Source organism: Streptomyces sp. NPDC000983 (genome assembly GCF_040299205.1).
In the GTDB taxonomy this organism is placed as follows: domain Bacteria; phylum Actinomycetota; class Actinomycetes; order Streptomycetales; family Streptomycetaceae; genus Streptomyces.
Genome location: NZ_JBEPBM010000009.1, coordinates 95157 through 109088, shown reverse-complemented (window position 1 = coordinate 109088; position 13932 = coordinate 95157). Strand labels below are relative to the sequence as shown.

The 13932-nt window shown below is 72.8% G+C and carries 15 protein-coding genes; 6 read left to right on the top strand and 9 right to left on the bottom strand.

Annotated features, from left to right (window positions below; all coding sequences use genetic code 11):
- Positions 1-29: 29 nt before the first annotated feature.
- Positions 30-434, top strand: coding sequence for a cupin domain-containing protein (locus ABT296_RS12920; RefSeq protein ID WP_351926316.1), 405 nt, complete (start codon positions 30-32; stop codon positions 432-434).
- A gap of 125 nt (positions 435-559) precedes the next feature.
- Here the strand turns inward: ABT296_RS12920 and ABT296_RS12915 are convergent, their stop codons facing one another.
- From ABT296_RS12915 to ABT296_RS12890, 6 genes are all read right to left on the bottom strand, one after another.
- Positions 560-1885, bottom strand: coding sequence for an MFS transporter (locus tag ABT296_RS12915; RefSeq protein WP_351926314.1), 1326 nt, complete (start codon positions 1883-1885; stop codon positions 560-562).
- Between the two features lie 116 nt (positions 1886-2001).
- A complete protein-coding gene (locus ABT296_RS12910) occupies positions 2002-2952 on the bottom strand; it encodes a VOC family protein (protein WP_351926312.1) in 951 nt (316 codons plus the stop codon).
- Positions 2949-4043 carry a 4-oxalomesaconate tautomerase gene (locus ABT296_RS12905; RefSeq protein WP_351926310.1) on the bottom strand — a complete coding sequence of 365 codons (1095 nt, stop codon included), beginning with the start codon at positions 4041-4043 and terminating at the stop codon, positions 2949-2951. Before ABT296_RS12905 ends, ABT296_RS12910 begins: the two co-directional genes overlap by 4 nt.
- Positions 4040-4744 (bottom strand): 4-carboxy-4-hydroxy-2-oxoadipate aldolase/oxaloacetate decarboxylase, encoded by a 705-nt coding sequence (locus ABT296_RS12900; RefSeq protein ID WP_351926308.1) that lies wholly within the window; start codon positions 4742-4744, stop codon positions 4040-4042. The genes ABT296_RS12905 and ABT296_RS12900 overlap by 4 nt, the downstream gene beginning before the upstream one ends.
- Positions 4741-5490, bottom strand: a complete 750-nt coding sequence (locus tag ABT296_RS12895; protein WP_351926306.1) for a PIG-L deacetylase family protein — start codon at positions 5488-5490, stop codon at positions 4741-4743. The genes ABT296_RS12900 and ABT296_RS12895 overlap by 4 nt, the downstream gene beginning before the upstream one ends.
- 168 nt (positions 5491-5658) lie before the next feature.
- Positions 5659-6309: a GntR family transcriptional regulator gene (locus ABT296_RS12890; protein WP_351926304.1), complete on the bottom strand. Its 651-nt coding sequence runs from the start codon at positions 6307-6309 to the stop codon at positions 5659-5661.
- A 168-nt stretch (positions 6310-6477) separates the two neighbouring features.
- Between ABT296_RS12890 and ABT296_RS12885 the strand changes: the two genes are divergently transcribed.
- Positions 6478-6822: a cupin domain-containing protein gene (locus tag ABT296_RS12885; RefSeq protein ID WP_351926302.1), complete on the top strand. Its 345-nt coding sequence runs from the start codon at positions 6478-6480 to the stop codon at positions 6820-6822.
- Here the strand turns inward: ABT296_RS12885 and ABT296_RS12880 are convergent.
- A complete protein-coding gene (locus ABT296_RS12880; protein WP_351926300.1) occupies positions 6812-7816 on the bottom strand; it encodes a LacI family DNA-binding transcriptional regulator in 1005 nt (334 codons plus the stop codon). The two genes, ABT296_RS12885 and ABT296_RS12880, sit on opposite strands and share 11 nt — an antisense overlap.
- A 141-nt stretch (positions 7817-7957) precedes the next feature.
- Here ABT296_RS12880 and ABT296_RS12875 point away from each other — a divergent pair, with 141 nt between their 5' ends.
- Positions 7958-9112 carry a Gfo/Idh/MocA family protein gene (locus ABT296_RS12875; RefSeq protein ID WP_351926298.1) on the top strand — a complete coding sequence of 385 codons (1155 nt, stop codon included), beginning with the start codon at positions 7958-7960 and terminating at the stop codon, positions 9110-9112.
- A 161-nt stretch (positions 9113-9273) separates the two neighbouring features.
- Here ABT296_RS12875 and ABT296_RS12870 read toward each other — a convergent pair whose 3' ends face one another.
- Entirely contained in the window at positions 9274-10296 is a 1023-nt protein-coding gene (locus tag ABT296_RS12870; protein ID WP_351926296.1) for a LacI family DNA-binding transcriptional regulator, read from the bottom strand.
- Positions 10297-10405: 109 nt separating this feature from the next.
- On the opposite strand from ABT296_RS12870, the gene ABT296_RS12865 reads away from it, so the two are divergent.
- Genes ABT296_RS12865 through ABT296_RS12855 form a run of 3 tightly spaced genes read left to right on the top strand, consistent with a single transcriptional unit; the run spans position 10406 to position 13375 of the window.
- Positions 10406-11545: a phytanoyl-CoA dioxygenase family protein gene (locus ABT296_RS12865; RefSeq protein WP_351926294.1), complete on the top strand. Its 1140-nt coding sequence runs from the start codon at positions 10406-10408 to the stop codon at positions 11543-11545.
- Between the two features lie 15 nt (positions 11546-11560).
- Positions 11561-12337, top strand: coding sequence for an SDR family oxidoreductase (locus ABT296_RS12860; protein ID WP_351926292.1), 777 nt, complete (start codon positions 11561-11563; stop codon positions 12335-12337).
- Positions 12338-12370: 33 nt separating this feature from the next.
- On the top strand, positions 12371-13375 hold the full coding sequence (locus ABT296_RS12855) for a Gfo/Idh/MocA family protein (protein WP_351926290.1): 1005 nt from the start codon (positions 12371-12373) through the stop codon (positions 13373-13375).
- Positions 13376-13467: 92 nt separating this feature from the next.
- On the opposite strand, the gene ABT296_RS12850 is transcribed toward ABT296_RS12855, so the two are convergent.
- Positions 13468-13881 (bottom strand): VOC family protein, encoded by a 414-nt coding sequence (locus ABT296_RS12850; RefSeq protein ID WP_351926288.1) that lies wholly within the window; start codon positions 13879-13881, stop codon positions 13468-13470.
- Positions 13882-13932 lie beyond the last annotated feature (51 nt).

The window sequence follows — 13932 nt, the reverse complement described above, 5'->3', positions numbered from 1 at the left end:
CGGAACCACGTACTGGAGAGGAACCCCGGATGACCACGATCATCAAGGTCGCGTCGGTGCCGTTGCTGGACCGCGGCGGCTCCGTGGTGACGACGCCGCTGATCACCACGCCCTCGGCGGGCGGCGAGAACAGGATCACCAGCGGGATGAGCGTGTATCCGGTCGGTTCCGGCGCGCCGCTGCACTCGCACAACTGCGACGAGCACGTGACGGTCCTGGAGGGCGAGGCGGAGGTGGTGGTGAACGGCGAGGTGACGAAGTTGGAGCGGTTCGACACGACGTACATCCCGTCCCCGGTCCCCCATCTCTTCCGGAACACCGGCGACGGCCCGCTGCGGATCCTGTGGGTGTACTCCTCGGGCCATGTCACCCGCACCTTCACCGAGACCGGCCGCACGGTGGAACACCTGTCGGCCGAGGACCAGATGGGCTGACACCCCCGCCCCGCACGGCACCGCCACCCGGCACCGGGAGGCGGTGCCGACGCGTTCCCGGGCCCCGGCCGTGGGAACGGCCGACGCCGGTCTCCGCGTGTCGCGGGGACCGGTGTCCGGCGTCCTCAGTGGGTGCCGACCAGCTTCTGCGGGGCGCTCTCGGCGGCGTTCCTCCAGCCGTCGCGCAGGGCGGCGATGCCGATGAAGACCATGGACGACACCCCGGCGAGCGCGAACGCGGTGAAGCCCCAGTCGCCGTTGCCCGCGGCGAGCAGCTGGCCGCCGAGCCAGGGGCCGAAGACGGCGCCGAAGCGGCCCATGCCGGAGGTCCAGCCGACGGCGGTGGCGCGGTTGCCGGGCTCCGAGCCGATCGAGACGGTCGCGTAGATCATCGTCTGGGCGCTGTTGAGGAAGACACCGGTGAGGAAGACGACCGTCATGGTCACCGCGGTCGGCATGTGGACGCTGAGCAGGAACACCCCGGCCGCGGTGAGCGCGAACCAGACCGCCGAGATCCGCGGGGCGCCGAAGCGGTCGGCGGCGCGGCCCGCCACCAGCATGCCGACGATGCCGCCGAGGTTGAAGACGACCACGAAGGTCAGCGCGGAGCCGAGCGCGTAGCCCTCGGCGCGCATCAGGGTGGGCAGCCAGGTGGCGACGCCGTAGACCAGGAGCAGGCCGCCGAAGGAGGCCAGCCAGTACAGCAGGGTCTGGACCCACTCGCCGCCGCGGAAGAGGCCGACGAGGTTGGTCCAGCGGTCGGCGGCGCCCTGCCTGTCGCCCTTGGCGGCGGGGAGTTCGACGTCGTACCGGGCGGCCAGCGCGCGGGCCTCCTCGGTGCGGCCCTTGGCGACGAGGAAGCTCAGGCTCTCGGGGAGGAACCTGGCGAGCACGGGGGCGAACAGGAGCGGGAGCACGCAGACCCAGAAGGCGGCGCGCCAGCCGACGGGGTCGATCAGCCACTTGGCGACGTAGGCGGAGAGGATGCCACCGGCGTGGTGGGCGGTCATCAGCAGGCCGATGACGATGGCTCCGCGGCCCCGCGGGGCGTAGTCGGAGACCATGCTGATCGCGGTCGGCAGGAGCCCGCCGAGGCCGATCCCGGCCACCGTGCGGCCGAGGCCGAAGACGGCGACGCTGTCGGCCAGCGCGCAGACGCCGGAGGCCAGCGAGAACAGGGTCACGCAGGCCACCATGAGCTTCTTGCGCCCGATCCGGTCCGCCACGGTGCCCGCGGTCAGGGCGCCTATCAGCATGCCGAAGGTGGCGTAGGAGCCGAGGTCGCCGGCCTGGTCGGGGGTCAGGCCGAAGGTCTTGGTCTCCAGCAGGTGGGGCAGCACCGAGCCGTAGATGAACATGTCGAGGCCGTCGAAGAGAACGGCCAGCCAGCACAGGCCGACGACCAGGAGGGCCAGTCTGCTGCCGCGGGTGGATGGAGCGAGGGGGGACATCTTTGTTCTTCCTCTCGTGCGGGGTGCGCTAGACGCTAAGGAGCCGCCCCGAAAGAGTCAACGTTTTTGTCAACAATCTCAGCGACAATGCGGGAACGGCTCCTCGCGCGCCCCTGTCACGCGACGGGCGGGGTCCCGTGGGTGTGGAACGACTCGATGGTCTTCAGGCCCCAGGCCTGCCCCTTCTTCCGCTCCTCCTCGGTCCAGGTGACGAGCGGCCAGTCGGGCGCCAGCACCAGCCGGGTGAGCGGGTTGCACAGCTCGATCCGGTTGCCGCCGGGCTCGTACACGTACAGGAAGAAGGTCTGCTGGATCGCGTGCTTGTGCGGGCCCGTCTCGATGAACACCCCGCTGTCGATGGCCAGATCGGCGGCGCGCAGGATGTCCTCGCGGGTGTCGGTGGCGAACGCGATGTGGTGCAGCCGGCCGGCCGACCCGGTCCAGTCCGAGGTGTAGACGACGTCGTACGACTTGTTCGTGTACGTCAGCCAGCGGGCCGCGATCCGTCCGGTGTCGAGCCGGATCTGTTCCGTCGGGCGGGCGCCGAGGACGTTCTGCTGGAACTCGGAGTTGGCGAGGACGTCGGCGGCGAGGAAGTTGATGTGGTCGAGCCGCCGTACGCCCACGCCCCGGTTGGGTTTGGCCTGCGGCTGGTTCTTCAGCGCCGGTTCCAGCCCCTCGGGGGCCGTGTAGTGCTCGCTCTCCCAGTACAGGGCGTGTTCGTGGCCGTCGGGGTCGGTGGTGACGTAGAGCTTGCCGAGGCCGGGTTCGTCCTCGACCCAGTGCCCGGTGCCGCCGGACTCCTCGACCGCCCGGACCCGGCGGTGCAGCGCCTCCTCGCCGGAGGTGCGCAGCGCCAGCCGGCCGAGGCCGGGTGTCTCGCGGGCGGTGAGCACCAGGCTGTGCTGCTCGTAGTCGTCGAAGGTCCGCAAGTAGACGCTGTCGCCCACCTGTTGATTGACCGTCAGTCCCAGGTAGTCGGTGAAGAAGGCGACGCTGGCGTCCAGGTCGGGGGTGAAGAGCTGAGCGTGGCCGATGTGGGCGATGTCGCCGAGCGGCGGAGTCATCGTTGACCTCCTGTGGGGTGTCCGGCGGCCCTGGGGAACACGGAGCCGTCGAAGATCTTGCGGGCCGTACGGACCACGGCCGTACGGCGGGGGAAGGGGGTGCCGTCGGCGGTCACGCCGAGGCTACTTTCGATGTCGAGGAATCCCGAGGGATGTTCTATGCGAATTCGGTCACTTTCCGGATGGACTCGGGCGATTCCCTCGGCCACGCTTCCTTCGATGCGCAGGCCGGCGGCGACGCTCGCCCCGCCGAGCACTCCGATCGAGGGGTGGCAGCGCACGGGAATGAAGGTGCGGGTGGTGACGGCGCCGCCCTCGCGGGGCGGGGCGAGGAGGGTGAGCTTGGGCACGGTCGTGCCGGACACGTCGCCGAGCCCCATCAGGCGGCCCGCCTTCAGCCGGATGCGGCGCAGCCGGTCGGCCAGCGCGGCGTCCTCCTCCAGGTCGGCGGGCGGCTCGTATCCGGTGACCTTCAGCGCAGCGGCCTCGATCAGGACGGTCGGCATGCCGTTGTCCACGCAGGTGACGGGCACGCCGTCGATCTCGTCGCGGGCGCGTCCGGTGGGCAGCAGGGGCGCGGCGCCCGCCGGGAACTCGATCAGGACGGGGGCGGCGGTGCCGGGCACCCCCGAGATCGCGGCGTCGCCGGTGTAGTCGACCCGCCCGCCCGGTGTCGGGAAGGCGGCGGTGGCCCGCTCGCCGGAGTTGACCATGCGGATGCGGACGGCGGTCCGCGCCTCCCCCGGCGCGACCAGGCCCCGTTCCACGGCGAACGGGCCGACCCCGGCGAGGATGTTCCCGCAGTTCTGACGGTCGCTCACCTCCGCCCGGTCGACGGCGACCTGGAGGAAGAGGTAGTCGACGTCGGCGTGCGGGTCGGCGGACGGCGAGACCACGGCCACCTTGCTGGTGAGCGGGTGCGCTCCGCCGAGTCCGTCGATCTGGCGCGGGTCCGGGCTGCCCATGATCCGCAGGAGCAGGGCGTCCCGGGCGGCGGGCTCCGCGGGGAGGTCGTCCGCGAGGAAGTAGGCGCCCTTGGAGGTGCCGCCGCGCATCAGCAGACAGGGCACCTCCTCGGGCCCCCGCGTCACGGCCGCTCTCCGGTGTGCTCCTCGTACGTGCGGTACTCGACGCCGAGCGCCTTGAGTTTCTCCCGCAATCCGTAGCGGTCCAGGCCGAGTTCGCCGTCGAGGAAGGCGGCGCGCGCGGCGGCCTCCTTCGCCTCGCGGGCCTCGGAGAGCTCCGCCGTCTCCCGGGCCCGTTCGCGGGGGACGACGACCACGCCGTCGTCGTCGGCGAGGATCACGTCCCCGGGGCGGATCACCCGGCCGTCGACGGCCACCGGTACGTTGACCGAGCCGCCGGTCGCCTTGACCGTGCCCTGCGCCGAGACCGCCCGTGACCAGACCGGGAAGCCCGTCTCGCGCAGTTCCTGGGTGTCCCGGACGCCCGCGTTGATCACCAGGCCGCGTACGCCCCGCCGGTGCAGGGCCGTGGCGAAGAGTTCGCCGAACATGCCGTCCACGGACGGGGAGGTGGTGGTGACGACGAGGATGTCGCCCTCGCCGCACTGCTCCACGGCCGCGTGGATCATGAGGTTGTCGCCGGGCCAGCTCAGCACGGTGACGGCGGTGCCGGCGACCCGTACGCCCTGCTGGATCGGGCGGATCCCGTGGTCGAGCAGGCCGGTGCGGCCCATCGCCTCGCTGACGGTGGCCACGCCGAACGCGGCGAGCGCCTCGACGTCCGCGGCCTCGGCCCTGGGCGGACCGGTGACGACGACGCCGCTCATGCCAGCTCCTTCGCGATCTGCGGGTAGGGGCGCATGTACGCCTCGGCCATGGCCTTGTGGGCGAGGCCGAGGTTGGGGCCCGCGTTGCGCTTGAGCTGGACGCCCCGGCGGACGGCGAGGTCGGTGTAGTAGTCCCACAGGTGCTGCTGGGCGCCGAGGCACTCCATCGCCTTGCGCTTGGTCTCCCAGACCTCGGTGATGTCCAGGAGGACCTCGGGCCGGAAGCCGCTCATCTCCGGCTGGTGGGGCTCGAAGTAGAAGACCGGCGGGGCGCCGATGATCTCGCCCCTGCCCGGGTAGCCGATGGCCTGGGCGAGCACCCGGGCCTCCAGCGCCATGCGGTTGGCGGCGGGGTGGTCGCCGTTGTAGGGGTCCTCGGTGGGGTGGGTGAGGACGATGTCCGGCTGGGTCTCGCGGTAGACCTCCACGAGCCGGTCGGTCAGCTCGGGGGTGGCGATCAGCGGGTAGTCGCCGGCGTCGTAGAAGCGGACCTCGGCGCCGAGGACGGCGGCGGCCCGCTCGGCCTCGTCACGCCGGACCGCCTTGATCTCCTCCAGCTTCATGCCCTCGCGCCACGCCTTGGCGGACTCTCCGCGCTCACCGAAGGTCAGACAGGCGATGGTCACCTTCTCCCCGCGGGCCGCGGCCAGGGCGATGGCCCCGCCCGCCCGCCACACGAAGTCCCCCGCGTGGGCGGTCACCACGAGCGTGGAGCGTGGCGGGGCCGGCACGTTGGCCTGAGTCATGGTTGCGAGCTCTCTCTTCTCGGGCGGTGCGGCCTCGGGGCGCCCGTGCGCGGGCGGCGGCGCGAGCGGCCTCCGGCCCGGTGGGCCACGGCCTGCTCGCGCCGCCGTCCTCGCACGCCCCTTCGGCTCACGCCGCGTCGACAGGTGAGCGCCCGCCTCGTGCGAGGTTCAGTCGCGCAGCGCCTCGATGACGCTGCTGAGGTGGGCGCGGACGGCCGCCTCGGCCGCCTCGGGGTCCCTGGCACTGATCGCCTCGATCATCGCCAGGTGCTCGCTCAGGGACTGCTGCGGACGCCCTGGCCGCAGTGCCAACTGGAAGCGGTGACGCACCAGTTGGGCGTTGAGCCGCTCCAGCAGCTCCAGCGCGGTGCGCTGGCCGGAGAACTCCCGGATCCGGGTGTGCAGTTCGTGGTTGAGGTCGGAGTAGGTGACCGGCTCGCCGGCTGCCACGGCCTTGGTCATCGCCGTGCCCAGCTCGGTGAGTTCGGCCAGTTGGTCGTCGCTCGCCGCGACGGCCGCCTTCGCCGCGCACAGTCCTTCCAGGACCATGCGGCACTCGGTGATGGCGACCGCTTCGTCCACCGTGACCACCCGCACCCGCGAGCCGCGGTTGCGGATCCGTTCGACGAGGCCCTGGGCCTCCAGATCGATGAGCGCCGCGCGGATGCTCGCCCGTGTCACACCGAACTGCTCGGCGAGTTCGTTCTCCACCAGCCGCTGGGCCGGTGCCATCTCGCCGTGCAGGATGGCCTGCCGCAGCCGCGCGAGCGCGAGCTGTTTGGCCTGCTCCCCGGTGCCCGGACGGGCTTCTTTCGGCATCGTTGCCCTCCCTGAGTGAGTGCCTGTCGAACGTAAATCTAGCCAGACAGAATTGTCAACAATTTTGTCCAACGTTCTGCCGCCGCGACGAAGTGTCCTCCCGCCGCCCCCGACACCCCACACTCTGTCCGCGGCCGGGGCCCGCTCCCCCTGGTTAGGGTCCTGCCCATGACCCACAGTTTCGTCGTACACGTCCCCGACGCCGAGCTCGAACCCGAGCCGCTCGCCCCGGAGCAGATCGTCTCCGGCACCCCCGAGGTGACCGGGAAGGTCCTGTGGGAGTCGGCGGACGGACGTCAGGTGCGCGGGATCTGGCAGATCACCCCGGGCGTGGTCACCGACACCGAGGCGGACGAGCTGTTCGTGGTGATCAGCGGTTCGGCCACGGTCGAGGTCGAGGGCGGCCCGACACTCACGGTGGGGCCCGGCGACATGGCGGTGCTGCGCGAGGGCGACCGGACGACGTGGACCGTGCACGAGACGCTGCGCAAGGTCTACTCGATCAGTCTGTGAGCGGCGGGGCCGTGGTGCCCCGGACCTCCAGCGCGGGGGTGGCCAGCCGCAGCAGGCCCGGCGCGCCGGGCCGGTCGAACCGGTCGAGCAGACAGCGGGCGGCACGCCGGCCCACGTCGTACCCCGCGCCGTCCACGGTGGTCAGCCACAGGTGCCGCAGCCGGGAGATCCCGGTGTTGTCGTAGCCGACGACGGACAGGTCGCGCGGCACCCGCAGCCCCAGTTCCTCGGCCGCCGAGAGCGCGCCGATCCCGGAGATGTCGTTGACGGCGAAGAGCGCCGTCGGCCGGTCCGGGCGGCCCAGCAGCCGTACCGCGGCACGGTGGCCGCCCTCCTCGGTCATGTCGCAGGCCTCGACCCGGGCGAGGTCGCCGAGGCCGTGCGCCCGCATGGTCTCCTCGAAGCCGCGCCGGCGCAGCCCGCCGACCGCGCCGTAGCCCGCGAGGTGCGCGATCCCACGGTGGCCGAGGCCGATCAGGTGCTCGGTGGCCAGCCGGGCGCCGTGCCCGTCGTCGCCCGCCACGACGTCCACGTGCTCCGGCACCGCCTCACGGGCGCCCGCCACGACCACCGGCATCCGCTCGGCGACCGGCCCCAGCGCGGCCGGGTCGGGCAGCGTGCCGACCACGACGAGGCCGTCCACCCGCAGGTCGAGGAGGGGTTCGGCGGGGTCCTGGCCGGTGCGGCGGTTGAGCCGGGCGTCGGCGAGCAGCATGTGCAGGCCGTTGTCGTGGAGCAGGGGGTTCAGCCCGTCGAGGAGGTCCACGAACCAGGGGTTGCGCAGGTCGTTCAGGAGCACGCCGACGGTCCGGGTGCGGCGCTCGCTGAGGCTGCGGGCGGCGGTGTTGGGGCGGTAGCCGAGTTCGCGGACGGCCTGCAGCACGGCGTCCCGCTTCTCGGGCCGCACCTGGGGGGAGCCGCGCAGCACCAGGGAGACCAGGGACTTGGAGACGCCGGCGCGTTCGGCCACGTCGCGGATGGTCGGCGGTCTCATGCGATGGACCGTTCCATGGGGTGTACGGGCTTGTCAAAGGGTTGACACCGGGAAGGAGACCGGCTCAGGGTGGTCGGACACGTTGTGGACCGGTCCAAAATGTGGCCGGTGCGCGGAGGGGCCGTCCGGAGAAGGGCTGTCATGGTGGATGCGCTCGGGGTCGCCGTCGTCGGATTCGGCTGGATGGGGCGGGTGCACACCCAGGCCTACGCCCGTGTGCGGCACCACTATCCGCGGCTGCCGCTGCGCCCGGAACTGGTCGCCGTCGCCGAGGAGGTGCCGGGCCGGGCGGAGGAGGCGGCCGAGCGGTTCGGCTTCGCCTCGGCCACCCGCAACTGGCGCGAGGTGGCCGCCGATCCCCGGGTGCGGGCGGTGAGCGTCACCGCGCCCAACTTCCTGCACCGCGAGATCGGGGTCGCGATGGCCGAGGCGGGCAAGCACCTGTGGATCGAGAAGCCGGTCGGGCTGACCGCCGAGGACGCCCGGGCGGTCGCGGACGCGGTCGCGCGGGCCGGGGTGCACGGCGCGGTCGGCTTCAACTACCGCAACGCGCCCGCGGTGGAGACGGCCCGGAAGCTGATCGCCGCGGGGGACATCGGCACGGTCACACACGCCCGGTTCCGGCTGTTCAGCGACTACGCGGCCCATCCCGAGGCCGCGCTGACCTGGCGTTACCGGCGTGAGCGCGGCGGCAGCGGGGTGCTCGGCGACCTCGCCTCGCACGGTGTGGACCTCGCCCGGTACCTGCTCGGCGACCTCGTCTCGCTCGCCGCCGACACGGCGGTGTTCGTGCCCGAGCGGCCTCGCCCGTCCGGCGCCACGCAGGGCCACACCCGGGCGGTCGGCGGCGAGTTGGGCCCGGTCGAGAACGAGGACTACGTCAGCTGTCTGCTGCGGTTCGCCTCCGGCGCCCGCGGGGTGCTGGAGGCGTGCCGGGTCTCGGTCGGCGAGCAGAACAGCTACGGGTTCGAGGTGCACGGCACCCGGGGCGCGGTGTTCTGGGACTTCCGCAGGATGAACGAACTCGGCGTGAGCCGCGGCACCGCCTACCAGGACCAGCCCGTCAGCACGGTCCATGTCGGGCCGGGGGACGGCGAGTTCGGCGCGTTCCAGCCGGGCGCGGCGAACGCGATGGGCTACGACGACCTCAAGGTCGTGGAGGCGTACCGCTTCCTGCGCTCCATCGCCGAGGGCCGCTCCCACGGCGCCACCCTTGCGGACGCCGTGCACAGCGCCGTCGCCCTCGACGCGATGAGCCGCTCGGCACGGACCGGTGCGTGGGTCGAACTGACCTAGGGTCCTTCTGATGGATCTCCGTGGCAGAAGGAGCGGCGTTCGGTGCGTGCGCTCGGCGTGCGGCGTGGAGGGTCATGTGGCGGAGCCACCTGTCCCTCCACGCCGTGCGTCGAGAGTGCGTGCCGGGCGTCGCGACGCCGCGGAGGTCCATCAGAAGGGCCCTAGCCGGCGGGCATGTTGTAGGGCGTCACCACCTGGATCGGGGACGGCGGCGAGGGTCCGGCGGGCGGCAGCGCGCCGTGGGCGCGCATGACGTGGTGGCAGGCCTCGCGCAGGTCCTGGCGCAGGTCGTGGTGGAGGACCGCGGACAGGCGGTGCTCGCGCAGCAGCCGGGTGTTGTCGTGGTCGAGGTCGTGGGCGACGAACACCGCGCACTGTCGGCCGAGGTCGGCGAAGGCCCGCAGGGTGGCGTTGTTGCCGCCGCCGATGGAGTAGACGGCACGGATCTCCGGGTCCCCGAGGAGCGCGGCGCGGACCAGGTCGTACTGGGTGGCGTCCAGCCCCTGTCCCTCCGTCACCTCCACCAGGGCGCGCCCGGGGTGGCGGGCGCGCATGGCGCTGCGGAAGCCCATCTCGCGCTCCTCCTCGTTGCGGAAGAAGCCGCTGGACAGGCTGGTGAGCACATGGCCGGGCCGGTCGCCCAGCCACTGCCCCATGAGGTACGCGGCGGTCGCGCCGGCGGCCCGGTTGTCGATGCCGACATAGCCCAGGCGGGGTGTGGAGGGCAGGTCGGTCACCAGGGTCACCACCGGGATCCCGGCCTCCGCCAGCCGGCCCACGGCGGCGGTGACCTCGGGGACGTCCGGCGCCTTGAGGATCACCCCCTGGGTGCCGCGCCGGGCGATCCGGTCCAGGACCCGGGTCAGCTCCCCCGCCGGGCCGGTCTCCCGGAAGTGGAAGCGCGAGCGCACCACCGCCGGGTGCAGGGAGGGCAGTTCGGCCTCCAGGGCGGCCCGGACGGCGGTGCTGAACCGCTCCGGGGCCTGCATCACGATGTCGACCATGAAGGTACGGCCGACCAGGCGGACCTGGGTGCGCTGCCGGTCCAGATCGGCGATGGCCCGGCGCACCTCCCGTGCCGTGCTGTCGCGCACCCCTCCCCTGGCGTTGAGCACCCGGTCCACGGTGGCCTCGCTGAGCCCCGCCTGGCGCGCGATCTCGCGGATCGGGAACGGATGGCCCATCGGGCAGTCTCCCTTGAGGGGTTTTTGATGGCTTCCTGCTGGTTGTTCGACGTCTTTGTCCTGACAAGAATGACAGCACTGAGCCGCCCCTGTCACCGAGAGGACACCGATGTCCTTCACCCCCGCACGCCCCCGTGCCCGGCTGTCCCAGCGGGACTGCGACCTCGGCTCCTTCCGCGCGCAGGTCGAGCGCGCCACCGACCCGGCGGACTATCCGCACGCCGTGGCCGTCGAGCGGAACGTGCTCGTCTACGAGGGCGCCGCGCCCGACGAGGAGCTGATCCGCGCCCTCACCGACGGGCCGGGTGTGATGGTCTTCCGCGGCGCGTTCCCCGACCCGGCGGTCGTCGACCGGCTGACCGGGGTGTTCGACGCCCTGATCGCCGAACAGCGGGCCTCGGGCCGGGACGCGGGCGACCACTTCGCGCGGCCCGGCACCAACGACCGGGTCTGGAACGCGCTGGAGAAGGCCGCCCTGCGCGACCCCGACGGGTTCGCCGACTACTACGCCAACGACGTGCTCGCCCAGGTGTCCCGGGCCTGGCTCGGCCCCGGCTACCAGGTGACCTCCCAGGTCAACGTGGTCCACCCGGGCGGCGTCGCGCAGACCGCGCACCGCGACTACCACCTGGGGTTCCTCTCCGACGAGGCCGCGGCCGCCCATCCGGCGCACGTGCACCGCCTCTCCCCCGTGCTCACCCTCCAGGGCGCCGTGGCGCACGCCGACATGCCGGTGGAGTCGGGCCCGACGCTGTACCTGCCGTACTCGCAGACCTACGAGCCGGGCTATCTGGCCTGGCGGCGGCCGGAGTTCCGGGCGTACTTCGACGCCCACCACGTACAGCTGCCCCTGGCCAAGGGCGACGTGGTCTTCTTCAACCCGGCGCTGTTCCACGCCGCCGGGGCCAACCGCACCGCGGACGTGCGGCGCACGGCCAACCTGCTCCAGGTGTCGTCGGCGTTCGGGCGGGCGATGGAGACGGTGGACCGCGAGGCGGTGGTGAACGCCGTCTACCCCGTGCTGCTGCGCCGCCGCGCCGAGGGCGTGGCCCCGGAGCCGCTCGACAACGTGGTCGCGGCGGCCGCCGAGGGCTACCCCTTCCCCACCAACCTCGACCGTGACCCGCCGGTGGACGGACTCGCCCCGCCCTCGCAGGCGGACCTCGTACGGCGCGCGCTGGCCGAAGCCCGGCCGCCGGAGGTCCTGCGCGCCGAACTGAGGGCCGCCGCCGAGCGGCGCCTGAGCTGAAGGGAACCGCATCTCATGGGACTTCTCGACGACAAGGTCGTCCTCGTCAACGGCGGCACCCAGGGCGTCGGTGCCGCCGTCGCCCGGGCCGCCGTACGGGAGGGGGCGGCGGTGACGGTGACCGGCCGGCGCCCCGGGCCCGGCGAGGCGCTGGTCCGGGAGCTGACGGAGGCCGGCGGCAAGGCCCTGTTCGTGGGCGCCGACCTGGCCGGGGCCGAGGAGGCCGGGCGCACCGTCGCCGAGACGGTGGCCGCGTACGGCCGGGTCGACTGCCTGGTGAACTCCGCCGGGCTGACCGCGCGGGGCACCCTGCTGGACACCACGCCCGAGCTGTTCGACCGGCACATCGCCGTCAATCTCAGGGCGCCGTTCTTCGCGATGCGGGCGGCGGTGGCGGACATGCTGGCCCGCCAGGCGCCGGGCACGATCCTCAACGTCATCACGTCCTCGGCCCACGGCGGGCAGCCGTTCCTGGCGCCGTACGTCGCCGCCAAGGCCGGGCTGGTCGGGGTCACCCGCAACGCCGCGCACGCGCACCGCTTCGACCGGATCCGGATCAACGGCCTCAACATCGGCTGGACGGAGACCGAGGGCGAGGACGCCACCCAGCGGGCCTTCCACGGCGCCGGGGACGACTGGCGCGAGCGGGCCGGCGCCCGGCTGCCGATGGGCAGGCTCGGCCGGCCGGACGAGATCGCCGACTTCGCGGTGTTCCTGCTCTCGGACCGTTCGGGCGTGGTCACCGGCTCGGTGATCGACTGGGACCAGAACGTACTCGGCGGACTCGACTGACAACCCCCGCACCTCCCTAGGAGCCGCACCCTCATGCGTATCGGAATCCTCGGCCTCGGCCGCATCGGCGCCTTCCACGCCGAGACCCTCTCCGGACTCGACGCCGTCGACTCCCTCGTCCTCACCGATCCCGTCACGGACGCGGCCAAGTCCGCCGCCGGGCGCTTCGGCGGCGAGGTCGTGGACTCGCCCGAGGCCCTGTTCGCCGCCGGGGTGGACGGCGTCGTCGTGGCCGCGGCCACCGACGCCCACCCGGCGCTGATCCTGGCCGCGGTGGCGGCGGGCCTGCCCGTGTTCTGCGAGAAGCCCGTGGCCGGGACCATGGCCGAGGGCGTGAGGGTCCTGCGGGCCGTCGAGGGCTCGGGCGTGCCGGTCCAGATCGGCTTCAACCGCCGCTTCGACGCCGGTTTCGCCGCCGCCCGCGCCGCCGTGCGCGCCGGGGAACTGGGTGACCTGCACACCGTGCGGTCCACGACGCTGGACCCGGCGCCGCCCCCGGCCGCGTACATCGCCGCGTCCGGCGGGATCTTCCGGGACTGCTCGGTGCACGACTTCGACATCATCCGCTGGGTGACCGGCCGCGAGGTCACCGAGGTGTACGCGGTGGGCGGCAACCGGGGTGCCGACCACATCGCGCGGGCGGGCGACGCCGACACCACCGGCGCGATCCTCACCCTCGACGACGGCACCCTGGCCGTGGTGTCCAACTCCCGCCACAACGCCCGGGGTTACGACGTCCGCATGGAGATCCACGGCTTCGCGGACTCCATCGCCGTCGGGCTGGAGGACAGGCTGCCGCTGCGCTCGGTGGAGCCGGGGGCGACCTTCCCCGCGGGCACGCCGCACGACTTCTTCATGGACCGCTTCGCCGCGGCCTACCGGGCCGAACTCACCGCGTTCACCGAGGTGGTGGCCGGTACCCGGCCGTCCCCGTGCACGGTCGCGGAGGCCCTGGAGGCCGGCTGGATCGCCGAGGCGTGCACGCTGTCGCTGCGCGAGCACCGGCCCGTCACCGTCGGGGAGGTCCGCCGGGTCTGACGGGCTCGCGCGGTCGTGTGATCGGGCGGACGTCCGGTCGCGCGGTCGCGCGGTCGCGCGGTCAGGTGCGTGCCCCGGCCGCGCGTCGGCGCTCAGCCCTCCGCGCCGCTGATGTTGACCATCCAGAAGGTGCCGAAGCGGTCGGTGCACATGCCGAAGACGTCGCCCCACATCTGCTTCTCCAGCGGCACCGAGACCGTGCCGCTCTCGGCGAGCTTCGCCCAGTAGCCGCGCAGCTCGGCGTCGTCGTCGCCACTGAGGCTGACGGAGATGTTCCGGCCCGGCTGGTGCTCGGCGCCTGGTGGGTTGTCGGCGCCCATCAGGGTGAAGCCGCTCGGGGTCTCCAGCATGCCGTGCATGATCTTGTCGGCCATCGGCGAGTCGGGCTGCCCGAAGTCGCCGTAGGTGTTCAGGGCCAGGGTGCCGCCGAAGACCTCCTGGTAGAACTCCAGGGCCTGCCGGGCGTCTCCGGCGAAGCTGATGTAGGGGTTGAGTCGCGAAGCCATCACGAGCCTCCGGGAGCGGGTGCGGTCACTGCTGCGCACGCTAACCCGCCC